Source organism: Maribacter sp. PR1 (assembly GCF_028464145.1).
Taxonomy (GTDB): Bacteria; Bacteroidota; Bacteroidia; order Flavobacteriales; family Flavobacteriaceae; genus Maribacter.
The window spans coordinates 100,025-123,654 of the sequence record NZ_JAQPCG010000007.1 but is presented as its reverse complement, the minus strand read 5'-3'; the positions used below and the strand labels follow the sequence as shown (position 1 = coordinate 123,654).

Here is a 23,630-nt window from a genome sequence, read left to right as displayed (position 1 = left end):
TAAATTAAGGCAGTACACATGATTAGTCACTTAAAGGCATTTCAAAAAAATAGTATAATAGTAATTGGGTATTGTAATTTTGTACTTTTGTAACGACAAATAGGTCGATATGAAAAAAGTAGTAGTTGGACTTTCAGGAGGAGTGGATTCTAGTGTTGCGGCCTATCTTTTAAAGGAACAGGGTTATGATGTAATCGGTCTTTTTATGAAGAATTGGCATGATGATTCCGTTACCATTTCTGAAGAATGTCCATGGTTAGAGGATAGTAACGACGCTTTGATTGTTGCCGAAAAATTGGGAATACCTTTTCAAACCGTGGACTTAAGTGTAGAATATAAAGAAAAAATAGTGGATTACATGTTCCGGGAATATGAAATGGGGCGTACTCCAAATCCCGATGTGCTTTGTAATCGGGAAATCAAGTTTGATGTGTTTCTTAAGATTGCCTTACAGTTGGGTGCAGACTATGTGGCAACTGGCCATTACTGTAGAAAAGGAACTATTAAAAATGATAGTGGTTCCGAGACCTACCAACTAGTAGCTGGAAAGGATAAAAATAAGGATCAATCCTATTTCTTATGTCAGCTATCCCAAGAACAATTATCAAAAACCTTATTTCCAATAGGTGAATTGACCAAGCCAGAGGTAAGGCAAATTGCATCCAAAATGAATTTAATTACGGCCGATAAAAAGGATTCTCAGGGTCTATGTTTTATTGGAAAGGTAAGGCTTCCTGAATTTTTACAGCAACAACTAAAGCCTAAAAAAGGAAAAATAATTGAGATAGCACCATCAGTTAGCAAATATCAGACTATGGTTCCTGAATTTGCAAATAAAGAATCGGAATTAGAGTATTATGCCAAGAAGCCAGAATACAACATAAAGGATGGTACCGTAGTAGGTGAGCATGAAGGTGCACATTATTTTACCAAAGGACAGCGGAAAGGCTTAAACGTTGGAGGAACAAAGGAACCGTTGTTTGTTATTGAAACCGACGTTGAGGAAAATATAATATATACTGGTCAGGGAAAATCACATCCTGGACTTTATAGAAGAACTTTGTTTGTGCAAGAATCTGAAATACATTGGGTTAGGCCAGATTTAAGTTTAAAAGAGGATGAAAGTCTTAAAGTTAAGGCCAGGATTAGATACCGGCAAGAACTTCAAAATGCGACGCTCTATAAAATTGAAAGTGGACTTTATGTAGATTTTGGTGAGAAACAATCGGCAATTACCGAAGGTCAATTTGTGGCGTGGTACCAAGGTGATGAACTTATAGGTTCCGGGGTTATTTCATAAGTGTGTTTTCATCCTCAATTATTTTTTGATTAAAATTCGAATCTATGCAAAATAGAATCACCGAATTATTTAAGATAAAGTATCCTATTGTCCAGGCTGGAATGGTTTGGACGAGTGGTTGGAGATTGGCATCCGCTGTTTCCAATGCAGGAGGACTTGGGCTAATTGGGGCAGGAAGCATGTATCCCGAGGTATTGCGAGAGCATATTAGAAAATGTAAGGCCGCGACTCAAAATCCTTTTGGTGTCAATGTTCCAATGTTATATCCAAATATTGAGGAAATTTTCAATATTATAGTGGAAGAGGAGGTGAAAATTGTTTTCACCTCCGCAGGAAACCCTAAAACATGGACCTCCTTTTTGCAAGAAAAAGGTATAGCGGTAGTACATGTTGTAAGTAGTTTAAAATTTGCCCTAAAAGCGGAAGCGGCAGGAGTTGACGCCATTGTTGCAGAAGGTTTTGAGGCCGGGGGGCATAATGGACGAGAAGAGACAACTACTTTGGTTCTTATCCCTACCGTTAAGGAAAGAGTTTCTGTTCCAATTATAGCAGCGGGTGGAATAGCCACCGGAGCATCAATGTTAGCTGTAATGATCTTAGGAGCCGATGGGGTTCAAATAGGAAGTAGGTTCGTGGCAAGTGAGGAGGCCTCTAGTCATATCAATTTTAAGAAAGAGGTAGTAAATGCCAAAGAAGGGGATACCCATTTGACGCTAAAAGAATTGACCCCCGTACGATTATTAAAAAATCCTTTTTATAAACTAGTCCTAACGGCATATGAAAAAGGAGCTTCTAACGAAGAACTACAAGATCTTTTGGGCAGGGGCAGGGCCAAAAAGGGAATGTTTGAGGGAGACCTAGAAGAAGGTGAATTGGAAATAGGTCAAGTTTCCTCGATTATACATAAAATTCAACCTGCAAAGGCAATTATTGATGAGATAGTTTCTCAATTTCTAAAGGCAAAATTAGAATATCTGGAAAATAACGAGTTTAGTTTTTAAGGTTCAACCTTTTCGTAGGTATATGTTACTGCAGCTGTTGTCACGACACCATTAACTTCTTGTATTTCAACTGTATTGGAATATTCAAAACGGGTGTTAGATTCGTTAAATGAGAGTTGAGAATTTAGACTACCGCAGGATATAATTAAGAATAATTCGTCCGAATCTAGTCTCCAGGTTCCAGAATTACTAGTACCGTTACACCCTTCTGTTCTAGACCCATTTTCGTATGAATAAACCCTATTTTCTCCAAAAATGAATACAGCATCTTTAGAACAATCGGCGTACTGACTAAACATGTCAACGCTGGGATTATCTGTGAAATCATTAGTCAAATCGACTTCTGTATCCGAAACTAAATCGATGAGCGACCACTCCCCAACTAATTTGGTTTCTGTGGCCTGTAATTCTCCAGTAAATTGAGGAGGACATTCAAGAGGGTCTTCCGTGACTCCGCAATTCAAAAAAGTTAAACCCAAGATTCCCAAACAAAGAAGTGAAATTCGATTCATCATATTATATTTCTTTATTACGAAGATGTTATAAACCAAAATGGTTGCTTCCGATAATAATAAATCTATATTAAGCTCCTTTTTCTCGTTCCTTTAGGCCTCCCAAATACTCCATTAAATCTCGTAATTCCCTTCTTGTAATCATTCGACCCATAGCAGGCATAGCGGATATAGAATTCTCTCTTTTTTTGACACGACCCTTTGGAACTTCCATGGGTTCGGCCTCTGAAGTGCGTAATAATATTTCCTTGCTGTTTTCCTCTATAAGAACCCCTGTAACTTTTTGTCCATCCGTTAGTGTTAAGGTAACAGAACCATACCCTGGAGCCAATCTAGCACTGGGTTCTATGAGCGATTCCAAAATCTGCTCACGTGTAAGAATGTTGGCAATATTGTCCAATGCCGGACCAACTTCTCCTCCGGAGCCATTGACCGCATGACATCTTACACATTGCGCTGTTGGATTATTGTTAAAGACGCTCCTTCCGTTCCATCTATTACCACCATACAAGGTTTCCTGATAAGAATCTGCGGTATAACCTGCTTTTCTAAGTTGTCCCATTTTATTGATTAATAGCGAGTCCTCTGTAGCTTCAACAGATTCCATAAGGTCTAAAATAATATCCGGTCCTAACCTGTTACTACTGGCTTTGTCGATTAAACTACTTAAAATGGCAGTGCTATTTTCTTTGGGTAAGTCTCCGAGCACATTTAGCATACTTTGCTGCTCTCCCGTTGATCCATTTTGGAAAATAGGGTCCACTATAGTGGGTAGCTTTTCTTTTGGCAAGTTCAAGTCCGACAATAAACTTACCGCTGCCGTTCTAACTTCTTCATGGGAATCTTTCATACCATTGGTCATGGCAACTTCCATACGGCCATAGTTCAATTTTCCAAGCGCTTTTAATACTGTGGCTCTGACCTGTGGATTATCATTTTTTCTAAAAATTGTATATAATTTGTCATTATAGCTATCAATACCAACTGCGCTTATAGCTTTAGCAATCCCGATAAGTATTTCAGGGTTCTTCTGCTCTAGAAAAATGGGAATTTCTTTTTCCAACCTTTCCTTTAATTGACTACTATCCCTAATTATTTCCCCTCTATACCTGCCATCGACACGATCTAAAACAGAAGGGTTGTTCCAAGTACTTAAAGCGGCGAGAGCCTCACCTCTTAATACATTTGATACCGATTCTCTTTTTGCAAAGTTGATGAGATCTTGCAAAGCGTCTTGGCTTCCCACGCGTAATGCCGCATTTATAGCTCTTCTTAATAATGGTTCGGATGTGTATTTTTCCTCTTTAAGAGTTGCCGCTAGGGCTGGTAAAGCATCTTCAATAGACCAATCGTCATTGATTGCTCTTGCCGCTTCGGTCACTATATAAATATCCTTATCAGAGAGAAATGTTGTTATTTCAGGGCTTTGAAGCCTTCTTAAAACTAATACCGCAGCAATTCTTAGGCTTCTATCCTCACTACTGGCCAGAGCCACAATGGGATCAACCTCGCCGATTCTGGTCAAAGCCAATACAGCAGCATGTCTAAGATAAAGATCCTTGTCATCATTTTCTGCAATCATTTGAATAAGGGAATCTACCGCAGGGGCATAAGATAATCTACCTAAAGCCTGCGCAGCATAAAATTTTACGCGGTCATTTTTATGGGACAACAGCGAAATCAAAATATCTGAAGCATTCCCATATTTAACATCGCCGAGCACTTTTGCCACTTGAGCAATTATCTCCGGGTCATCATCTGATAACAATGGAACCAAAGGATCCGCTTTACTTTTGTTTTCGGCTGCAATTTGTCCTATGGCCCAAATTGCGTGTATTCGTGCAAATTGATTTTCTTCCTCAATAATTGCATTTTCCAGAGCCCTATAACCCCAGAAAGTCCTTTTTGCCAATTCAAACTGGGCTTTCTGGCGAATTCGCATATCCTCGTAGCTCAATAGTGTAATCAGATTTTCAGTATCATCATCTTTGTAATTGTGAGTCATCAATTTTTCCGTTTCCAAGCGCTGTTGTTCCAAATCATTTTCTTCCTCGGTAACATCCAGTTTCCAAACCCTACCAAAGTCTTTGGAGCCCCAACCATTAATCCAATCGGCAAGATATAGCGCACCTTCCGGGCCAAAGGCAATGCCCGTTGGTAAAACACCCGATAAAATAGATTCATCGGTCCCGAGTTCAAAAGTTGCTCCTTTTTGTTTTAAATCAAAGGACCAAATATGTGATCGACTGGGGTCGCCAACAAATTCAACCAGAAAAAATTTGTCGAGCCATTTCTTGCCTAATGCGGTACCTGGGTTATATAGCATACCAGTTGGACCATTGTGAAAATTTTGAATTGGGGGCATAATGTAAGCAGCTTGACCTTCCCATCTTGGAACATAAAGCTTTTCATCCATCCACACGTTATACCCATTATTATTGGGATCCGTATACTTACCGTACTGCCAATTCGAGCGCCATCCAGCGTCAGAACCTTCAACGATATGCACTAATCTTTCGCTCTCCCCTCTATGATCGCCATCATTGTCAGAGGAGATTATATTACCGTAAGCATCAAAGACAAACTCATGGGTATTCCTCAATCCACGTGCAAAAACTTCAAAATCACTTCCATCAGGATTACTTCGAACTATAACACCTTGGTTTGGGTATTTATGGTTTACTCCATCCACAGTTGTGAGATTGGCACCGATATCACCAATACCCCAGTAAATTTTACCATCTGGGCCTTGGGTGGCACCGGACATTCCATGACCCCCAAAGCCAATATGTACAGCAAAACCCGTTGCAATACTTGTCTTCTCATCTAAAATTTTATCGCCGTTGGTATCTTTCAATCGATACATGTCCGGTCCAATACCAACAAAAACATCTTCATCCCTAACCAAGAGTGCGCCGGCAACATCATTTATTTCGTCATTAAAATCATTAAGTATTTGGGTGGATTTGTCTGCAATGCCATCACCATCAGAATCCTCTAGCATCCAAACTTCATCTTTTTCTACCGCCAAATCCTTCCAATCGTGAATAGAATCATTGTTCAAATCTGGAAACCAGCTATTTTCTTTGCTTTTTTCAGGTGCAAATGTCTCGCGTAAAAAGGCTCTTCTTTCCTCAACGGACTGTAATCCTATTGAAGCAGTCATCCAGTCCCGGTGTCCGCGGATATCAAATTCAGAATTTTTATTTCTATTGGATCGTGTTATATAAATTCTGCCTTCCTTGTCTACATCCATGGCAATTGGATCGGGAGCTAGTGAATCGGTTGCCCAGAGGTTTAACTTTAGACCATCTGCAACTATGGCCGAAATGCCATCTCGCGCTGTTTGGATTTTTTCCGTTATCGCAGTACTGTCTTCATAAATTACTACCGGCGTTTCTACTGGTTTTTTATTTTGACAGGAAATTAGGGTGATTAATAGAATAGCGAAAGTGGCTGGGAATTTAAAATAGAATCTCATATTGAATTTTATGATTTTGGAAGCCGTAAAATTAGTGAAAATGAAAATTAAAGATTCAACAATTATAGCAGGATTTTTATTTGTCTCCTACTTAAAATGTGAAATATTTAATTTTCTAACTAGATTTTCATCAAATACATGAATTTTACCATATTCTAATGGGAAAGGAAAGGGTGACATGAATTATATTTGAAACAACAATATAAAGCAACAGATTTATGAAATACAGAATTTTATTCTTATCCATTTTATTTTTTAGTTTTTTACCCGTTTTTGGTCAAGAAGGGCATCCTTTGGAAGGTAGATGGAATTTGACCATAAATCAGGAGGAATCAGAATTGCCCAGTTGGTTAGAAGTTATGCATTCGGGAAATAATACACTGATTGGAAGATTTACTTATGCTTTTGGAAGTGCGAGACCCGTTGCCGAAATTGAAAAGTTCGGAGATGTTTTTAAATTTGAAATTCCTCCACAATGGGAGCCGGGAGCTGCAAATATGGAATTCCAATTTAAAATGAATGGGAATGCCCTCGAAGGGAGCATGGTATATACCAATGGAAAAACGTACACCTGGACTGGAGAAAAAGCTCCGGAATTGCCTTATTATGAGGATTTTAAAATGGGTAAGAAGATAGATTTGTTCAATGGAAAAAACCTTGAAGGCTGGGAAATAAAGGATGGAAATCAATGGAAAGTAGTGGATGGTGTTCTAACAAGCGATAAGTCCGGTGTAAATTTGGTTTCCAAAGAAAAATTCAATGATTTTAAATTACATGTGGAATTTAAATATCCTGAAGGTAGTAATAGTGGATTGTATTTAAGGGGCCGCTATGAAGTTCAAATAGCCGATAATATTGGACTGCCTCCTTCATCCATTTATTTTGGCGGAGTCTATGGATTACTTTCTCCAAATGAAAATGTGGCAATGCAGGCAGGGGAGTGGCAGACTTACGATATAAGTTTAATCGGTAGAAGGGTTACCATAGAGGCAAATGGTATAACTGTAATCGCTGGTCAAAACATACATGGTATGACAGGCGGTGCTTTGGACAACAAAGAATCTGAACCAGGGCCTATTATGATTCAGGGCGATCATGGTCCGGTAGAATTTAGGGCAATAGAAATCACGCCAATCACAAAGAAATAAAAAAAAGCCTCCATTTTTGGAGGCTTTTTTTATTCTTCCCATGCTATATTGGAAATGAGTTCCAAGGCTTTTTTTTCTTCATCCCTATGTACATAGATTTCAGAAATATGGGGTAAAGGTGTACCGAAACCAGCTAAACGAGCCGATTCACTTTCGCTTTTTACGATAGGTTCTATACCACTGTCCTTAAGGATCTGTTCAATTCTGTTGCTTTTAGCGCTGTTTCCCCCAAATACTTTTATGTAATCTGTATTCATAATTTTTGACCTGTTACGGCTATTTATTTTCTAACTATTTCGAAAAGAAATCAAGCTTTTAAATCCAAGCTATAAAATTGCTAAAACAATTTACTCAATCCTTGAAATGATTCCTTTTAAATGAACATTAAAGTTACTTAAAGTTTGGCTAAGAATATCGATTTGTTCCTTTGCTTCGTCCCAGTTTTTTTGTTCGATAGCCTCTCTGACTCCCGGAAGGGTTTTAACCCCATATCCAGTGTAAAAACCAGGAGCATAAATTTGATGTTTGAACCAGGGTCTTCTAGGCAATCCTTCCTCGGAAGTGAGCATATGTTCGGCTTCCATCAACTTTTTATTAATGAAGAGTTTTTTATCCTTTGATAGGGTTCTAAAATCTAACTTATTAAACTTTTCAATTGTCATTTCAAGATTACTCAGTGCATTTTGTAAAGGAGAGAAATCTAAATAGGGAACTTTTTCCTTGGGTTTCGGGTTGTTATACTTTTTGGTTGGGTCCGATGCCAATTCATACGCATTCTTTTCAATTAGCATATTATGCTTTTCTACCGATGTCCGCATTTTTTCGGTTTCTTTCATTACTTCATCCAAATAGCCCGAAACCGTGGTATGCCATTGACTGAAGTTTAATGGAATTATATCCGCATTTGCCAATCTTAAAGTAATACGCCCAGCCGTATTGGCCAAAGCAACTCCATAAGCAAATTCAGGATCTTTAAATCTTTTGTAATGGGGATAAGTATCATAGATAGTGTGATACTCTCCACCTGAATTTTCACCTCCGAACCTTAAATTAAGAGCTGCAATTCCTGCATGCTGTATGAAGGGGGTATAATCTGAGCCCGAACCTAATGCGTAAAGTTCAAAAGAATCATTTCCACCATTCACCAAATCTCTGGCTATTCTTCTTTCCTTAACCGAAACTTTGGTCTGCGGATCAGTAACCGCACCGGCAACTTCACTAACCATGGCCTGTAAGGAATGAGAACCTCCAGCCCCCAAAAACCCTCGACCATTACCATCTGTATTGATATAAGCAACGACTTTTTCCTGTAATTCCTTTTTATGGTCCTCTACCCACTCCGTTGATCCAATTAGCCCTGGTTCTTCGGCATCCCAAGCACAATATACAAGTGTCCTTTTGGGTTTTTTTCCATTTTTTGCCAATTCGCCGACGGCACGAGCTTCTTCCATTAGGGCTACCATACCGCTAACTGGGTCATTTGCTCCGTGAACCCAAGCATCATGATGATTTCCTCGCATTACCCATTGGTCTGGAAAATCAGTTCCCCTCATTGTAGCAATTACATTATGTGCAGGAACTAGTTTCCAATCAAACTTCAATTTAAGGTGGACCTTTGCAGGTCCCGGCCCAATATGATAGGTAATTGGTAATCCACCGCGCCATGATTGGGGAGCGACAGGTCCTGCCAAAGCAGCCAATAGCGGTTGGGCATCTTCATATGAAATTGGTAGTACAGGTATTTTAGTTATTGTTGGTGCGTCTTCCCTGTCTAACCTCTTGGCTTCTTTCGTTGCCCCATAACCAGGGGTAAGCACATCACCGGGATAGGTTGGCATGTCCATGACCGAACCACGTTGAACTCCCGTTTTATTTTTAAAAGCTCCTTCTGGGTAGACATCGCCACGGCCATAGCCGTCATCTTGTGGATCTGAATAAATGATACATCCAATCGCCCCATTTTCGGCAGCTAATTTAGGTTTGATTCCCCTCCAACTGCCTTGGTATTTGGCAATTACAATTTTACCCTTAACACTTATGCCCAGTTTTTCAAGTTTCTCATAATCTTTGGGAATACCATAATTAACGAAGACTAATTCGGCCTCGACATCTCCATCTTTGGAAAAGGCGTTGTAACTGGGTAATAAAGCATCACCTTGTGCGGTGAAAGGATCCCCTTCGACGGGTACGGCAGTAAGTTTGGCTTTGTAAGTAGTAGGGCCAGTCAGCTCTAGCACCCTTTCCGTGGGATATGGAAAAAGAATATGGTAAGTTTCTATTTTGGCATCATATCCCCAAGACTTAAACTGGTCCCTAATCCATTTGGCATTTTCCTCTCCGAATTTAGTTCCCACCCAATGAGGTTCTGCAGACATTTTTTGTATCCAATTATCAATATTGGAAGCTTCAAGTTTTTCTTCGAATTCTTTTTCAAGTTTTTGTTGCTCGTTTCCACTGTCTTCTGTAAAACCAATGATAGGACTTTGGGCATTGACCGAATTCAAAATTAGAATTGAAAATAGTAGTAGTGTAAAATATTGTTTCATAATGTTGATTAAAGAAATTGAAATGAAGTTAATTAATAATTTTAGATTGGAAAGAACGGTATTATTCTTTTTAGTTCAATAGTGTTCCATGCGCGAACTTTGACTATTAGTCTTAAATTTTAAACTCGAATTTTACGATATGATCATAGAACCTATAAAAAGTGGTGTCCTATTTTTAATCAATATGTATGGTCTTACCGGACTTTGAACTTTCAACCGAGGCCTGCAAAATTTCCATTGTGATCATATTATTTTCCAAAGTATATGGACCATAAGGTTCTAGTTCCAAGGAACCATTAATAACTGAAGCAAACACAGAAAATGGATCATCATAAGGTCTAGGTCGGTCATTAAATAATAGGGTTTCTTCAGTAAAACTGCTGTACCCCGTAGATATTCTTATTCTTAATTGGTTGGCATTATCCGAATAAATGGCTCCATTTTCCCCAAACAATTCCATATCCTTTCTTCCAATTGGCCAATTCCACGAAGGTTCCAGTATTGCCATGGTACTGTTATAGGTAAGTATGATAGTTGCATCATCATCAACATTGGGATTGTTTTCTGCTTGTAATTGTTGCGTTACGGCGGTAACTGTCTTTGGTTTTTCTCCATTCTTTAACCAAGTCATTAAATTGGCCCCATAACAACCAAAATCCATTATTGCCCCACCGCCATTTAGATTTGGGTCTGTTAGCCATTCCAAAAACTCAGGGGATACCCCAATTTTCTTAGGGCCCTTATGACCATCTCGAATAATCACTTTTCTTAAATCCCCAATTTTTTCTTCTTCCAACAAATTTTTGGCTTTAAAATTGGTTTCATACCAGGAGGTTTCATAGTTCGTAAGCACATGAATATTGTATTTTTTTGCTAAAGCCTCAATTTTCCGGGCATCTTCTAAACTAATGGCTAGTGGCTTTTCTACCATAACATGAACTCCTTTTGGGGCACAGGCCTCTACTACAGCTAAATGTTCCTTTATGTTACCAAAGGCTGCAACAGCGTCCGGTTTCGTAGATTTTATCATTTCTTCCATACTATCAAAAACCATATCCATGGAAAAACCATATTGTTTGGAAAGTCTTTGGGCCAACTCCTTATTCTGCTCTACGATACCCACCATGTTGATATCCGAATGAGGTCCGCGGCCTAAAATCCAACCAACATGTCCATGTGTAAGTCCGGCGACACCTAACCTTAAAGTGGCTTCCTGAGCTATACTCGGGCTGACGAGATATAGAAAGATTATAGCAACGCATAGATTTTTCATAATTATCCAGTTTTCCTTAAATATACCAAACTTACGGGTAAGTAAAGACGTGTTCTTACCTTTAAAAAAAAAGATGCCAATCTGACATCTTTTGTTATAAATATTAATGTGGTTAAAAAATTAATAGGGACCAGGTTTTAGAATTCCATAGGAACCTCAATGACCAAGAACTTCGAAACTGTTTTAGCCTCTATGACAAAAGAATCAGTTTCCCAAATACCTAGTCCATCCCGTTTATTTAATTCCGTCTCATTGATATTCAATTCTCCATCCAAAACAAAAACATAGGCTCCGTTTCCTTCAGATTTAAATGAATAGGTATCAGAAGAACCTTCTTCGAAATCACCTAAATGAAACCATGCATTTTGATGTACCCATACTCCTTGGTCATCTGGGTTGGGTGAAAGTATCTGATATAATTTGTTTTTAATTTTTATGTCTTCAATAGAAATTTGATCATATCTTGGGGTAACATTTTTTTTATCGGGAAAAATCCAAATTTGTAAAAACTTGACTTGGGTATCCTTGTTTTTATTGTATTCACTATGCTCCACCCCGGTTCCTGCAGACATTACCTGAATATCTCCTTCCTTAATAATGGTTGAATTACCCATATTGTCCATGTGTTTCAAATCACCTTCCAAGGGAATTGAAATTATTTCCATGTTTTTGTGTGGATGTGTTCCAAAACCACGGCCTTCTGAAACGGTATCATCATTTAGAACCCTAAGTGCGCCAAAGTTCATTCGTTCCGGATCGTAATAATTGGCAAAACTAAAACTGTGATAGGAGTTTAACCAACCATGATTTGCATGTCCTCTGCTTTCTGCTTTATGTATTATCGTTCTCATATTGTTTCTATTTCCATTTTAGTCGTAAATCCATTAATTATTTACACCAGTTTTGTGTTTTAAAACAGAAATTAGGTGTTTTAGAAAGTACATACTTTTTACTCAATTGGAAAACAATAAACGAGGTCATTTGCGCTTCGTCGATTAAGTAAAATTAAAAGTTGTTTTCAACGTTAAGCAGAATAACAGATAAGCAATAAGTACTAGTAATGAAAATAAGTTCGTTTTTTTTATTTCTAAGTTTAAATGTATCCTTAATTTTTGCACAGGACTTTAACAATGCAGCAAAACATGTTGGGGCAGGAGTCGTTATTGGCGGTGTTGGAGGTTATACGGCGAACAAAATTTTTCCTGGACAAAGGGGCTGGACATGGGCTGGAGCTGTTGCCAGTAGTTTAGCGGCAGGTCTTGCAAAGGAAGCCTATGATAAATCTAATTCGGGAATATGGCAGACTGATGATGTGATGTACACCACTCTAGGAGGCGTTATTTCTGGATTAGCGTTGGAATTACTTTTTAAAAATACCTATCGTAGAAGTAGTAGGTCGGGTAGAAATCGTGGATGTTTGGTTGCCTACGAAAACAATTCGAATAACTCATTTCTTCCTTTGGTGAACGAAAATGGTTCAGGCAGTATTCAATCTGAAATACAAATCTCTTATTTTTTGGAGTAGCCCTATAATAATCCCCTGGCCTTAATCTCAAGGTATTTATTAATGGCTTTTATGGTCAGTTCCTCTGGTTTTGTTAAAACAGTCTGTATTCCATACTTTTCTAGTTCCTTTTGCATGAGTTTTTTATCCAGGGAAAATTTCTCTGCGATGCTTTTGTGATAAATAGCCTGTATATTTTCCGCATCAGTACTGATCAATTTTTCCAATTCGGAATTTTCGAAGAATATAACCACAAGCATATGTTTTTTGGATAAGGCCAAAAGATAGGGTAGCTGTCTTTTTAACGCGGAAATATGTTCAAAATTGGTGTAAAGCAAAAGTAGGCTTCGATGCGTTATTTTTCTTTTAATATGTCCGTAAAGCAATCCAAAGTCCGAGTCCGTAAAGCTATTTCCAATATTATAAAGTTTTTCTAGTATTGTATTTAAATGTGTAATTTTTTGAATAGCAGGCACGTAAGTTTCGATGTTCTTAGAAAATGCGATTAAACCCGTTTTATCGTTCCTTTTTAATGTTACATTGGAAAAAGCAAGACAACTATTAATTGCATAGTCTAATAGTTTTAATTCATTAAAGGGCATTTTCATAACTCTACCTGTATCTATGATGGAGTATACTGGTTGTGATTTTTCATCTTGATATTGATTTACCATTAATTGGCTCTGCTTTGCCGTGGCTTTCCAATTCAGTGTTCGGATATCATCTCCCTGAACATATTCTTTTATTTGCTCAAATTCCTGGGTATGGCCAATCTTCCTAATTTTTTTCAGACCTACGGAAGAAAGTCTATTGCTGATCGCCAAAAAATCGTATTGCTGCATCTGAATAATGGAGGGATATACCGGTACCATTTGGTCTTTTTGGAACATGAATTTCCGTTTTACAATTCGTAAGGGAGATGAGGCAAAAACGATTAAGTTTCCAAATACATACTCTCCACGGTCCACTGGTCTGACTTCATAATCGAATTGCTTTTTATCACCTTTTATAATTGAGCTTTCAAAGTTGAAGTCCCTTTTTTGAAATTGAACGGGAAGTTCATCTATAATCGAAACATGGGTTTTAAAACCATATCGGGTTTCAAAGAATATTTTTATAGGATTAATATCACTATTGGATAGTTTTTTTGGGAGTTTCCTTTCTGCCTTTATTCCGGTCCCTGTTGCATACAATAGAAAGACATCAAATAGAAATAGGCCAATTAATAAAAGTGTAAGTAGCCAAGCAATTGGGTAAAGGAACTTAATCCAATAAGACAGCACAAAACAGCCTGCTAGGACGGAGATGTACCTAAAGAAAACGTTATTGATATAAAAGGACCTTATAAAGTTCATTTATCTTGGAATTTCTACACTCTCAATAATCATTTGGATTACGTTTTCTGTGGACATTCCCTCCATTTCACGCTCCGGGGTAAGGATTACTCTGTGGTTTAGCACAGGGACCAATGCTTTTTTAACATCTTCCGGAGTTACAAAATCCCTTCCGTTTATTGCCGCAAAAGCTTTGGCACTATTGAGGGCGGCAATTGAGGCCCTGGGGGAACCTCCCAGATACAGATGAGGATGGTTTCGCGTTTTTGAAACTACTTCGGTGATATATTTGAATATTTTTTCCTCGACCAGAATTTCCTGTATTTGTTCTTTAAAAACCTGCAATTGCTTAGGGTCTAGAATATCCTTGATCATAGTTTGTGGAAGCGACCCTTTTCTTTCATGGTGCGTTTTTAATATCAAAACCTCCTCGGTAGGTTTGGGGTAGGATATTTTTATCTTAAATAGAAATCTATCCAATTGTGCTTCTGGAAGGGCATAGGTGCCTTCCTGTTCTATGGGATTTTGGGTCGCAAGTACCATAAAGGGCGAAGACATCGAATAGGTGATGCCGTCCATGGTTACTTGCTTTTCCTCCATTGTTTCAAACATAGCGGCCTGTGTTTTTGCAGGGGCCCTGTTAATTTCATCGATAAGTATAATATTGGAGAAGATAGGTCCTTTCTTAAATTCGAAATCCGATATTTTTGCATTGAAAACCGATGTTCCAAGAATATCACTTGGCATAAGGTCAGGGGTAAACTGGATTCTGCTGAAACCTGTTTTCAATGTTTTTGCAAAAAGTTTCGCGGTAATGGTTTTGGCAACTCCGGGGACTCCTTCAATTAAGACATGGCCATTTACCAAAAGGGAAACTATTAATAGCTCTATGAAATTTTCTTGCCCTACGATAACTTTTGCAAGTTCCTTTTTTATATCACCTACGGCCTTTTGGAGATTAGCCAAGGGAATTCTATTATCAAAGTGTAGATCATCTGTATTTTCATCGTTATTTTCCATCACTATCAGATTTAAATTTTTGAATCAATTTATTAAGTTTTATGAGTTGACTTTCAGACACTAAGGGACTATTCCTAAGCTCATCCATGAAGTTGAAAAGTGTTTTTGTTTCGCCTATGGTATTTCCGCTTCTGCCCGATATTTTCTTATAAAATTCATCTTCTTGGGATATGTTGGTCAAGTAATATCGACTTTTAATGTAATTAAGGAAATAGTTGATTTTGTGTTCAGCGATTGAATTTCTATCGCCCTTTTCAAAGTACATATCCGATATCGTCCTTGTAAAGGCCATTGTCTGGTTCTGTAAAGGTTTCACCACGGGAATAGGTCGTTGTTTTCTCTTGCCTTCAAAAATGATGTAGATTAACCCGCCAATTAGGATTAGATAATAGGCCCATTTAAGCTCTTTCGTATTTAGAAAGATATACATTGGAGAGGTATAAAATGCTTTTCCACTTTTATGATAATTGTCCATGTAAATCTTTTCTCTATTGTGAAAATAGGAGAACAGCCCGGCAGTATAGTCTTTGTTGTCTTTTTCTAATATGAAATAGTTGGTGAATGCCTTTGGAAAAGTAGATAAAATTATTTCTCCTTTCCCAAATGGTCTTTTTACTGCCGTAATATTTTCTATATATTCTTCGGGTTTGTCTTTGGGTGTTTGAACAGTAGCTAATACCGACATTTTTACGCTATCTATTTCATTAAATACGGTGACGTAGTTTTCTTTTTCATAAGTAAATGGTTGTTTCCCTTTTAGCATAGGGTTCACCAATTGATGTTCTTGTTTTTGGGCTACCTCAAATCCTCCGTATACAACTCCTGTTTCAAAATTTAGTGTATCCCTAAATTTTTTCTCAAAACTTTCAGAGGCTATAAATAGGGTATTGCCCAGTGCCGTCCAATTTAGCAAACGGTTTAACTCAGCCTTTTCAAAGGAAACGTCGTTGTTAACAAATACATATATTCCATTTAAGGAATCATTGTTAGAAAGGAATTCATAAGGAGGTAAATACACCTGTTGCACTTTTTCCTGAAATAACTGATTTTCTATAAGTTCATTTGCCACAAAGGTGCCGTAGGGGATTTTATGAGTTCTAACATAAGACTCGAACCAGTTTATATTTTTTGGTTTGCTATATTGTAAAAGCATGAGTCCTGCGATAAGGATAAGAGCTGTGATGATATAAGGAAGCCCTTTTTTACGCATTGTATAGTACTTTTTTTAGAGCAACAAAAGAAGTAACCACTCTATTAAATTTCGGTTCATCCAATGGAAAATCCCCATACCAAATGTAATTATAGAAACGTGTAATTGCGCTGAAAGAGTCCTGTAGTTTGGCCTCGGAAATTTCCGTTAAATAGTCCTCATTGGTCTTTTGTAATTCCCATTTTATAATATCCTTATCCGTCATTAACTGAAGAATCAATAAGTAATAATATCGTATCGCCAAACGGTAGTCATTATCAGATAAGGCTTTTTCAATGAGAGACTCAATATTTTCATTTTTGATAATATGCTCTTCTTCGGACAAGCTGACCAAGGCCTGATTTTTTCGAGCATTCTTAATGGATCTCGAGTTTATGTTGAGAAAAAACTTTATTAAAATAAAAATAAGAACACCCAGAAGTAAATAGGGCAAAATACTTAAGAACGAATTAAAGGCTCCGGTAGCTTTTTCAATACCAAAGATCCATTCAAAGATTTTCATTAAAACACCACCAAGCCAATTTTTAAAGGAAACCCACCAATCCGGATCTGTTTTTTTAACTATTTCATAATCGAATTTTGGATCGTTTTTAAAAACCTCTAAGTCGGATTCCTCGATAGTTTCCGTCACTATTTCGGTGGTGTCATACTTGACCATAAGGGAATCCTGCTGAGCAAATAGTAAGTTGCCCATTAACGCAAAGATTGTCCACATGATCTGTTTTGTCATGTTATTCTTCTGATGATTTGCCCAAACTTTCTATGCGTTCAAAAGTTCCGGTAAAATTCTTCTTTTCGTTGAGGTTAAAATAAATCAATGCAGTAGCAATTATACTTATAAGGTTTAAAAGAAACTGTGCAATTGTACTTATTACATTAAAAAGAATATAGAAGGGGTCCGTGGTCGCATTAAGTACACTTTCCGCATCCATTTCTCCTGAAAATATCCCCATTTTTAGCCACTGGTAAATAACCGTGGGAATTGAAAATGCCAATGCGGCAATATATAGAATGATCCCTATAATAAAAAGTGTGGCGAAGGTAATCCACCATTCATCCTTTACTAATTTAAATCCTTCATTGTAGGCATCCGTTGGCCCCATTTTATCAAAAACCATAATACTGAAAGAAAGGACCAAGGGTACGTAGAGATAAATACCAGGAATAATACATAAGATGAAGCCAACAAAAAGGGAAAGACCTACTATAATTCCAAGTCCGATAAAACTCCAAAAACTACCATATACTTCTTTTTTTATGGTTTCAAAATCGGTTTGCCCTTGGCCTGCATTATAGGATTTTATATAGTGTAGAACGGTAGATTGTGACATGGTGTAGACCGCAATTATAGATAAGATGTATACAAGTCCGACGATAAACATTGTCGCTATGCCGGCTGCATCGTTATCTGTTTGTATAATCATGAAATTAACGTTGTTACCTATAAAGTATATGTAAGCTACCAAGGCAACGATCATAACAGCCAAAAAAGGACCAACAATCTTAAAAAATGTACCAAAAAAGGGTTTGAACTCGGCCCTTAAAAAGGCAAAAGTATCGGAAAGGATTTCGCCTAGCTCTCGTTGTTTTTTCAACTCAATATAATTCGGCTTCATGCTTTTTACGGATTTGGTATGGATATATAACGTAGTAAAAAAGTATTAGTGCCAAAGAACCTAAAATAATTAGAACAGCTAGCCAGTCGGGCATTTCGGTATGCCGGGTTACAAAGCCCTCCAAAAATCCTGCTACTATAAAAAAGGGTACGGTACTTACCATTATTTTAAGCCCACTCTTTACTCCTCTTTTAAAAGATTCCAATCGGGTATAAGTTCCTGGAAAAAGCATCCCGTTGGCCAAAACCAGACCGGCACATCCTGCAATTATAATTACCGAAATCTCTATCGTGCCATGTATCCATATCGTGCGCACAGATTCCCATAAAAGTCCTTTTTCGTAAAAAAAGTATTGAAAACTCCCCAACATAATGCCATTTTGAAGCATTACCATGAGCGTTCCTACACCTAATAAAATTCCATAAACGAAAGCCATTAAAGCTACCCTGATATTATTAATGGTAATACCCAAGAACATATTGAATTCTCCCATTTGTTTGTAGACGGCCATAGGGTCACCCTTTTCTATATTTTCCAAGGTCATGTTCACATAGGCATCACCCAAAATAGAACGCACAAAATCTCCTTCGTTGGCCGCTGAATAGGCACCCACAAATGAAAAAAAAAGAAAAACCAAAAAAGCTATTAAAAGTTCTCTATGAAATTGTTTGAACATTAAAGGGAATTCGCTTTTCCAAAATGCGATAATTCTGTTCTTGGGCTCCCTTTTGGTCTTGTAAATTTGCTGATGTGCCTGTGAGGCCAAAGAATTCAAATAAAACTCCGTATTGCTAGAAGGATAGAAGGTTTTGGCGTAGCTGAGATGATCAGTGACCTCTATATATAAATCGGACAATACATTCGGCTCCAGATTCGTTTTGTTAGCCAAAGCGCTTTCAAAAGTTGACCATTTGTCCTTATTTTGCTTTACAAAGGCTGCTTCGCGCATTAACTACTTGGTTTATACCAAAGAAACAAAAGAATGGAACAATTTCAAATAGAAACTGCTCAAAATATAAGCATTGCTCAAAACACGGCACACCTTGGTGATCGCATGCTGGCTTACATAATAGATTCACTCATAATCGTTATCTATTATGTTCTTATGATATGGGTGCTGTTGGCATTGGATGTAGACCCCGGAGATCAGTGGGCTATATATATGCTGTTAAGTTTACCAGCTTTTTTATATTATTTATTGTTGGAAACTTTTATGGATGGCAAGACTATAGGTAAAAGTTTTTTAAAGATTAGAGTGGTAAAGTTGGATGGTACCAAGCCTGTATTTTCCAGTTATTTTATTCGATGGATTTTACGGATTCTTGATATTATGCTGAGCTCCGGTGGTGTTGCCGTTTTTACCATTCTAATTCGTGGAAAGGGACAAAGGGTAGGCGACATTGCTGCAGGGACAACAGTAATAAGTGAAAAAAGAAAAGTGTTTTTGAAGGATACGCTTCTAAGGGATGTACCCGAGAATTATACTCCAAAATTTCCCCAAGTCACGGTTTTTAAAGATAGTGAAATGCAGACCATTAAGAATTTGTTCGATAACGCGAAGCGAAATGGAAATCATCGCGTAATATTGTCCTTGAATAATCGGATAAAAAAAGTGACCGATATAACCAGTGATTTGCAACCCATGGAGTTTGTAGATATTGTAATTAAGGATTACAGCTATTACACCCAACAGTATTAATACATGATATATACAGTAATCGATATTTTAGGTACCATTGCCTTTGCGATATCCGGTGTATTGGTCGCCATGGATAAACGTTTGGATGTATTTGGAGTGTTTATCATTGCCTTTGTTACAGCTGTTGGTGGAGGAACATTGCGTGATGTTCTCGTAGGAAGTACCCCAGTTGGATGGATGACCCAACCCAATTATATTGTCATTATATTAATTACTGTTATATTTTCCATTCTATTCGTTGGACGTTTAAAATATTTTAGAAAATCCCTTTTTTTGTTCGATACCATAGGTATCGGGTTATATACAATGATTGGAATTCAAAAAGGTCTGGACGCAGGTTTGCTCCCAATTATGTGTATTGCATTGGGAACCATGACCGCTTGTTTCGGAGGTGTTATTCGTGATATTCTTTGTAACGAAATACCTGTTATTTTTAGAAAGGAGATATATGCAACTGTTTGTATATTGGGCGGAGGCATTTATTTTGTAATGCTTCAGTTCCCTATGAATTCTGTTATTGCCTATGTAACGGCAATTCTCTGTATTATAATAATGCGATTGTTAGCGGTAATATTTAAAATTTCCTTGCCCAATATTTACCCCAAGGCGAAGTAATTATTCGATAACTTCTGCTTTTGTAATGTATATGTTCTGAGAGGGCCAATCTCCTTTGCCAACAGGTTGGGCATTTATCTTGTCTACAACGTCCATACCTTCTATTACACGTCCAAAAGGGGTAAAGTCGCCATCTAAATGATAGGATCCTGGGTCTGTAACTACAATGAAAAATTCGTATGGTGATGCCAACATGTGGGGGTTGTCTATTTCGCTACTAGGCATGGAAATGGTTCCTCTATCATGTTTATACCCTTTTCTCGTGTCCGGAGGTAGTAGGTACCTACCAATATCACCCCTCTTTTTTGCTGTTTTTTTATCGTCGGAATTTCCACCTTGAATAATGAAATCTTTTACTACCCTATGGAATTGAGTATAGTCAAAATATCCTTTTCTGGTCAGATAAATAAAATTGGCCTTATGATAAGGTACGTTGTCGTACAATTGAATTACAAAACTCCCAAAGTCAGTTGTTATTTTAACTTTATCGGCTTCTAAGTCTTTTTGATAGTCGAAGAAAAAATCGATGGCATTATCCTCTGTAAGTACAAATTCATCCTTTTCTTGCTCATCATTGGTTTCTTTTTCAGCAACCTCGATAGAATCAATTTCTTTTATTTCTTTATTTGGTTTAGTTTCAGATTTCTTGGGGTTATCTTTGCATCCAATAAACGGTGTAGCAATAAAAAGTAAAAAGTAGTAGCAAGTCTTTAAGCGCATGGATTTCAGCATTTTTGAGCAACGGATTTCAAAAATAAAGGATTTACCACTTCCAGGCGAAATTTCCCATTATAAAATGGCGCCTGATTTTCGGATAAAGGAGTTAAGGGAAGGCAAAATTGTAAATAAAAATCCTCGGAAAGCAGCTGTAATGGCGCTCTTCTATCCTGGTTTAGATAACAGGACCCATCTATTATGCATCCTTAGAAAGACCTATGAAGGGGTACACTCCAATCAGGTAGCACTCCCTGGAGGGAAAGCTGAAAAAGAAGATGGGAGTTTAAAAATCACCGCCTTAAGGGAGACTTACGAGGAGGTAGGGGTAAACCCCAAAGATGTGGAAGTTTTGCGGACTATTTCCGAGGTATATATTCCTCCTAGCAATTTTGAAGTCCAGCCCTTTATAGGGCTTTACCAAAAGCCTAAACCCTTTAAAATTCAAGAATCGGAAGTAGCCTCGTTGCTTGAAATTTCGTTAGTAGACTTTTTGGAAGATATGAATTTGACAACTAAAAAATTAAGTACTTCCTATGCCAAAGAAGTTTCCGTACCCGCCTTTAAATTAAACGATTATATAATTTGGGGTGCCACGGCTATGATGTTGAGCGAGATTAAAGATCTTTTAAAGCAAGTGTTGTAAGCAGTATTTAGTATTTTAGCGATTATGGGATTGTTTAAGAAGAACCCTTTTGGGCATAACCTTTTTTTGAAAAAATGGCTAATACGAGTATTGGCCGTTGTGTCCCATCAAAGGTATAAGCGATTTAATAAATTGGAGATCGATGGCTCGGAGATCATACGAAGTCTACCTGATGCTAACGTCTTATTTGTTAGTAACCATCAGACTTATTTTGCCGATGTAGTGGCCATGTTCCATGTATTTAATGCCAGTTTGAGTGGTAGGGAGGACTCTATTAAGAATTTGGGATATATCTGGCAGCCCAAACTGAATATGTATTATATCGCGGCCGCAGAAACCATGAAAAAAAGTTTACTCACAAAGGTTTTGGCCTATGCAGGTTCCATAAGTGTTGAAAGGACATGGAGATCCGAAGGTAAGGAAGTGAACCGTCAGGTGAAAATGAGCGATATTTCCAATATAGGGAAAGCTTTAAATGATGGATGGGTCATAACATTTCCCCAAGGAACCACAACACCTTGGAAACCCTTAAGAAAAGGTACCGCGCATATTATTAAAAAATATAAACCTATCGTAGTACCCGTAGTCATAGACGGGTTCAGAAGGTCTTTTGATAAAAAAGGGCTAAGGGTAAAAAAGAAAGGTATTTTGCAGTCTATGGTCATAAAGGAGCCATTGGATATAGATTATGAAAATGAAACGACCGAATCCATCATAGAAAAATTGGAATATGCCATTGAACAGCATCCATCTTTTCTAAAAGTGATTCCTAAGGATGAATTATTGGCCTATGAAGAGGAGAATCAAAAAAGGAGATGGCGTACCAGTTAAATTTCCAATTGTTTCAACTCCCGGTAGTTTTTCTTGAGTTTTCTTAATAAAAGTCCATAAAGTAAAAAGTACACACCGCCCATAAATAGTACAAGAAAGCTTCCAAAACCACCAATACTGAGCATTAGTGTTAGCCTTAGCTTTTCAGGGGAAATATTTTGTAACCCCTCCCTTAAATGTGGAAAGGCATCAGCTATGTTATCACTTAGAAAAACGCCTATTACCATGATGATGATGGTAACCATTATACTGGATAATGAAAAGATTATCCAATGCTTTACGGTTCTTCTGGTCTTGATAATTTTTTTCATTAGATTTCTAGCATCTTCCAGGACAGAAATCTCCTTAAACCTTTTATAGAACTGGAAAATAAAGTAGATAGCGACGACATAGCTAATGATTGAGGCTACCAATAGATACTTGGAAATCCCAATATTTTCATAAAAGGCTATTCCATCCTTCATTGGTGGAAGAAGATAAAGGAGTTGTGGAAGTACAAATTCCAGAATACTAATAATCAATATCCATTTTACGATGGAAGATGATTTTTTCCATATCATTTTGTGAATTTCCGAATAGGACAGCTTGGGCAGGTTTGCTTCATTTTTCTGCCAATCCCTTTTTAATAAGTCTAACTCATCCGTCATAACCTAGGGGTTCAAAATAGTTCTTAATTTTGTTTTGATACGGTTCATTTTTACACGAGCATTCACTTCTGTAATACCTAAAGTTTCCGCTATTTCCGTATAGTTTTTGTCCTCCAAATACATAAAAACCAAGGCCTTGTCAATATCTCCTAATTGTCTTACGGCCTTGTACATCAATTTCAATTGTTGTTCTTCGGTTTCGTCATATTCATCGGCCTTTATCTTAAAAATGACCGACTCATAATCTTGCGTAGCTATTCTTCTTTTGGATTTTCTGTATAATGTAATGGCTGTATTAAGTGCTACTCGGTACATCCATGTGCTAAACTTTGCCTCACCTCTAAATTTGGGATAGGCCTTCCATAATTGAATAGTTATTTCCTGAAACAAATCCTTATGCGAATCTTTGTCATTTGTATATAACGTACACACTTTATGGACAATATTTTGATTGTCCTGGAGCTCTGTCACAAACTTATGTTCCAGTTCTTTATTCACTAATGGTTGGTTGTTGTTAAGGTATTAGTAGTGTG

The 23,630-nt window shown here is 37.5% G+C and carries 23 protein-coding genes; 8 read left to right on the top strand and 15 right to left on the bottom strand.

Going from position 1 to position 23,630, the window contains the following annotated elements; all coding sequences use genetic code 11:
• Window positions 1-109 precede the first annotated feature (109 nt).
• Together mnmA and PP182_RS15045 are read left to right on the top strand one after the other, a co-directional pair.
• Window positions 110-1,300 carry a tRNA 2-thiouridine(34) synthase MnmA gene (gene mnmA / locus PP182_RS15050; RefSeq protein ID WP_272652095.1) on the top strand — a complete coding sequence of 397 codons (1,191 nt, stop codon included), beginning with the start codon at window positions 110-112 and terminating at the stop codon, window positions 1,298-1,300.
• 44 nt (window positions 1,301-1,344) lie between these two features.
• A complete protein-coding gene (locus PP182_RS15045) occupies window positions 1,345-2,301 on the top strand; it encodes an NAD(P)H-dependent flavin oxidoreductase (RefSeq protein WP_272652094.1) in 957 nt (318 codons plus the stop codon).
• Here PP182_RS15045 and PP182_RS15040 read toward each other — a convergent pair.
• Entirely contained in the window at window positions 2,298-2,816 is a 519-nt protein-coding gene (locus PP182_RS15040) for a DUF5004 domain-containing protein (protein WP_272652093.1), read from the bottom strand. The two genes, PP182_RS15045 and PP182_RS15040, sit on opposite strands and share 4 nt — an antisense overlap.
• Window positions 2,817-2,883: 67 nt before the next feature.
• Window positions 2,884-6,294 carry a HEAT repeat domain-containing protein gene (locus PP182_RS15035; RefSeq protein ID WP_272652092.1) on the bottom strand — a complete coding sequence of 1,137 codons (3,411 nt, stop codon included), beginning with the start codon at window positions 6,292-6,294 and terminating at the stop codon, window positions 2,884-2,886.
• Between the two features lie 218 nt (window positions 6,295-6,512).
• On the opposite strand from PP182_RS15035, the gene PP182_RS15030 reads away from it, so the two are divergent.
• Window positions 6,513-7,442, top strand: coding sequence for a 3-keto-disaccharide hydrolase (locus PP182_RS15030; protein WP_272652091.1), 930 nt, complete (start codon window positions 6,513-6,515; stop codon window positions 7,440-7,442).
• Window positions 7,443-7,471: 29 nt separating this feature from the next.
• Here the strand turns inward: PP182_RS15030 and PP182_RS15025 are convergent, their stop codons facing one another.
• The 4 genes from PP182_RS15025 to PP182_RS15010 all read right to left on the bottom strand — a co-directional run bounded on the left by PP182_RS15025 (window position 7,472) and on the right by PP182_RS15010 (window position 12,112).
• Window positions 7,472-7,699 carry a putative signal transducing protein gene (locus tag PP182_RS15025; RefSeq protein ID WP_272652090.1) on the bottom strand — a complete coding sequence of 76 codons (228 nt, stop codon included), beginning with the start codon at window positions 7,697-7,699 and terminating at the stop codon, window positions 7,472-7,474.
• A gap of 90 nt (window positions 7,700-7,789) precedes the next feature.
• Window positions 7,790-9,988, bottom strand: coding sequence for a transferrin receptor-like dimerization domain-containing protein (locus tag PP182_RS15020; protein WP_272652089.1), 2,199 nt, complete (start codon window positions 9,986-9,988; stop codon window positions 7,790-7,792).
• Window positions 9,989-10,163: 175 nt separating this feature from the next.
• Complete coding sequence (locus PP182_RS15015; RefSeq protein ID WP_272652088.1) at window positions 10,164-11,261, bottom strand: Gfo/Idh/MocA family protein; 1,098 nt, start codon at window positions 11,259-11,261, stop codon at window positions 10,164-10,166.
• A 137-nt stretch (window positions 11,262-11,398) separates the two neighbouring features.
• On the bottom strand, window positions 11,399-12,112 hold the full coding sequence (locus PP182_RS15010; protein WP_272652087.1) for a pirin family protein: 714 nt from the start codon (window positions 12,110-12,112) through the stop codon (window positions 11,399-11,401).
• A gap of 209 nt (window positions 12,113-12,321) precedes the next feature.
• Between PP182_RS15010 and PP182_RS15005 the strand changes: the two genes are divergently transcribed.
• Window positions 12,322-12,786, top strand: coding sequence for a hypothetical protein (locus PP182_RS15005; protein WP_272652086.1), 465 nt, complete (start codon window positions 12,322-12,324; stop codon window positions 12,784-12,786).
• A 2-nt stretch (window positions 12,787-12,788) separates the two neighbouring features.
• On the opposite strand, the gene PP182_RS15000 is transcribed toward PP182_RS15005, so the two are convergent.
• The 6 genes from PP182_RS15000 to PP182_RS14975 are packed head-to-tail and all read right to left on the bottom strand — an operon-like array spanning window position 12,789 to window position 18,894.
• Complete coding sequence (locus tag PP182_RS15000) at window positions 12,789-14,120, bottom strand: DUF58 domain-containing protein (protein ID WP_272652085.1); 1,332 nt, start codon at window positions 14,118-14,120, stop codon at window positions 12,789-12,791.
• Window positions 14,121-15,119, bottom strand: coding sequence for an AAA family ATPase (locus PP182_RS14995; RefSeq protein ID WP_272652084.1), 999 nt, complete (start codon window positions 15,117-15,119; stop codon window positions 14,121-14,123).
• A complete protein-coding gene (locus PP182_RS14990; RefSeq protein WP_272652083.1) occupies window positions 15,109-16,329 on the bottom strand; it encodes a DUF4350 domain-containing protein in 1,221 nt (406 codons plus the stop codon). Before PP182_RS14990 ends, PP182_RS14995 begins: the two co-directional genes overlap by 11 nt.
• Window positions 16,322-17,044 carry a DUF4129 domain-containing protein gene (locus PP182_RS14985; RefSeq protein WP_272652082.1) on the bottom strand — a complete coding sequence of 241 codons (723 nt, stop codon included), beginning with the start codon at window positions 17,042-17,044 and terminating at the stop codon, window positions 16,322-16,324. The genes PP182_RS14990 and PP182_RS14985 overlap by 8 nt, the downstream gene beginning before the upstream one ends.
• Before the next feature lie 16 nt (window positions 17,045-17,060).
• Entirely contained in the window at window positions 17,061-17,945 is an 885-nt protein-coding gene (locus PP182_RS14980; RefSeq protein WP_272652081.1) for a hypothetical protein, read from the bottom strand.
• A complete protein-coding gene (locus PP182_RS14975) occupies window positions 17,926-18,894 on the bottom strand; it encodes a stage II sporulation protein M (RefSeq protein WP_272652080.1) in 969 nt (322 codons plus the stop codon). The genes PP182_RS14980 and PP182_RS14975 overlap by 20 nt, the downstream gene beginning before the upstream one ends.
• A 33-nt stretch (window positions 18,895-18,927) precedes the next feature.
• Here PP182_RS14975 and PP182_RS14970 point away from each other — a divergent pair, with 33 nt between their 5' ends.
• Both PP182_RS14970 and PP182_RS14965 read left to right on the top strand, forming a co-directional pair.
• Window positions 18,928-19,644, top strand: a complete 717-nt coding sequence (locus PP182_RS14970; protein WP_272652079.1) for an RDD family protein — start codon at window positions 18,928-18,930, stop codon at window positions 19,642-19,644.
• Window positions 19,645-19,647: 3 nt separating this feature from the next.
• Window positions 19,648-20,259, top strand: a complete 612-nt coding sequence (locus tag PP182_RS14965; protein ID WP_272652078.1) for a trimeric intracellular cation channel family protein — start codon at window positions 19,648-19,650, stop codon at window positions 20,257-20,259.
• Here PP182_RS14965 and PP182_RS14960 read toward each other — a convergent pair whose 3' ends face one another.
• Window positions 20,260-20,979, bottom strand: coding sequence for a peptidylprolyl isomerase (locus PP182_RS14960; protein ID WP_272652077.1), 720 nt, complete (start codon window positions 20,977-20,979; stop codon window positions 20,260-20,262).
• Between PP182_RS14960 and PP182_RS14955 the strand changes: the two genes are divergently transcribed.
• Both PP182_RS14955 and PP182_RS14950 read left to right on the top strand, forming a co-directional pair.
• Complete coding sequence (locus tag PP182_RS14955; protein WP_272652076.1) at window positions 20,978-21,619, top strand: NUDIX hydrolase; 642 nt, start codon at window positions 20,978-20,980, stop codon at window positions 21,617-21,619. The genes PP182_RS14960 and PP182_RS14955 overlap by 2 nt on opposite strands.
• A gap of 24 nt (window positions 21,620-21,643) precedes the next feature.
• Complete coding sequence (locus tag PP182_RS14950; RefSeq protein WP_272652075.1) at window positions 21,644-22,450, top strand: lysophospholipid acyltransferase family protein; 807 nt, start codon at window positions 21,644-21,646, stop codon at window positions 22,448-22,450.
• Here the strand turns inward: PP182_RS14950 and PP182_RS14945 are convergent.
• Both PP182_RS14945 and PP182_RS14940 read right to left on the bottom strand, forming a co-directional pair.
• Entirely contained in the window at window positions 22,447-23,097 is a 651-nt protein-coding gene (locus PP182_RS14945; RefSeq protein ID WP_272652074.1) for a hypothetical protein, read from the bottom strand. The two genes, PP182_RS14950 and PP182_RS14945, sit on opposite strands and share 4 nt — an antisense overlap.
• 3 nt (window positions 23,098-23,100) lie before the next feature.
• Window positions 23,101-23,595, bottom strand: a complete 495-nt coding sequence (locus tag PP182_RS14940; protein WP_272652073.1) for an RNA polymerase sigma factor — start codon at window positions 23,593-23,595, stop codon at window positions 23,101-23,103.
• Between the last annotated feature and the right edge of the window lie 35 nt (window positions 23,596-23,630).

Bases quoted from the DNA above. Each gene is read 5' to 3' on its own strand.
- PP182_RS14995 (WP_272652084.1), bottom strand. From the start codon at position 15,119: ATGGAAAATAACGATGAAAATACAGATGATCTACACTTTGATAATAGA.
- PP182_RS15045 (WP_272652094.1), top strand. From the start codon at position 1,345: ATGCAAAATAGAATCACCGAATTATTTAAGATAAAGTATCCTATTGTC.
- PP182_RS15025 (WP_272652090.1), bottom strand. From the start codon at position 7,699: ATGAATACAGATTACATAAAAGTATTTGGGGGAAACAGCGCTAAAAGC.
- PP182_RS15030 (WP_272652091.1), top strand. From the start codon at position 6,513: ATGAAATACAGAATTTTATTCTTATCCATTTTATTTTTTAGTTTTTTA.
- mnmA (WP_272652095.1), top strand. From the start codon at position 110: ATGAAAAAAGTAGTAGTTGGACTTTCAGGAGGAGTGGATTCTAGTGTT.
- PP182_RS14945 (WP_272652074.1), bottom strand. From the start codon at position 23,097: ATGACGGATGAGTTAGACTTATTAAAAAGGGATTGGCAGAAAAATGAA.
- PP182_RS14985 (WP_272652082.1), bottom strand. From the start codon at position 17,044: ATGTGGACAATCTTTGCGTTAATGGGCAACTTACTATTTGCTCAGCAG.
- PP182_RS15040 (WP_272652093.1), bottom strand. From the start codon at position 2,816: ATGATGAATCGAATTTCACTTCTTTGTTTGGGAATCTTGGGTTTAACT.
- PP182_RS14975 (WP_272652080.1), bottom strand. From the start codon at position 18,894: ATGCGCGAAGCAGCCTTTGTAAAGCAAAATAAGGACAAATGGTCAACT.
- PP182_RS15005 (WP_272652086.1), top strand. From the start codon at position 12,322: ATGAAAATAAGTTCGTTTTTTTTATTTCTAAGTTTAAATGTATCCTTA.
- PP182_RS14955 (WP_272652076.1), top strand. From the start codon at position 20,978: ATGGATTTCAGCATTTTTGAGCAACGGATTTCAAAAATAAAGGATTTA.
- PP182_RS15015 (WP_272652088.1), bottom strand. From the start codon at position 11,261: ATGAAAAATCTATGCGTTGCTATAATCTTTCTATATCTCGTCAGCCCG.
- PP182_RS14980 (WP_272652081.1), bottom strand. From the start codon at position 17,945: ATGAAGCCGAATTATATTGAGTTGAAAAAACAACGAGAGCTAGGCGAA.
- PP182_RS14965 (WP_272652078.1), top strand. From the start codon at position 19,648: ATGATATATACAGTAATCGATATTTTAGGTACCATTGCCTTTGCGATA.
- PP182_RS14950 (WP_272652075.1), top strand. From the start codon at position 21,644: ATGGGATTGTTTAAGAAGAACCCTTTTGGGCATAACCTTTTTTTGAAA.
- PP182_RS15020 (WP_272652089.1), bottom strand. From the start codon at position 9,988: ATGAAACAATATTTTACACTACTACTATTTTCAATTCTAATTTTGAAT.
- PP182_RS14960 (WP_272652077.1), bottom strand. From the start codon at position 20,979: ATGCGCTTAAAGACTTGCTACTACTTTTTACTTTTTATTGCTACACCG.
- PP182_RS15010 (WP_272652087.1), bottom strand. From the start codon at position 12,112: ATGAGAACGATAATACATAAAGCAGAAAGCAGAGGACATGCAAATCAT.
- PP182_RS15000 (WP_272652085.1), bottom strand. From the start codon at position 14,120: ATGAACTTTATAAGGTCCTTTTATATCAATAACGTTTTCTTTAGGTAC.
- PP182_RS15035 (WP_272652092.1), bottom strand. From the start codon at position 6,294: ATGAGATTCTATTTTAAATTCCCAGCCACTTTCGCTATTCTATTAATC.
- PP182_RS14970 (WP_272652079.1), top strand. From the start codon at position 18,928: ATGGAACAATTTCAAATAGAAACTGCTCAAAATATAAGCATTGCTCAA.
- PP182_RS14990 (WP_272652083.1), bottom strand. From the start codon at position 16,329: ATGCGTAAAAAAGGGCTTCCTTATATCATCACAGCTCTTATCCTTATC.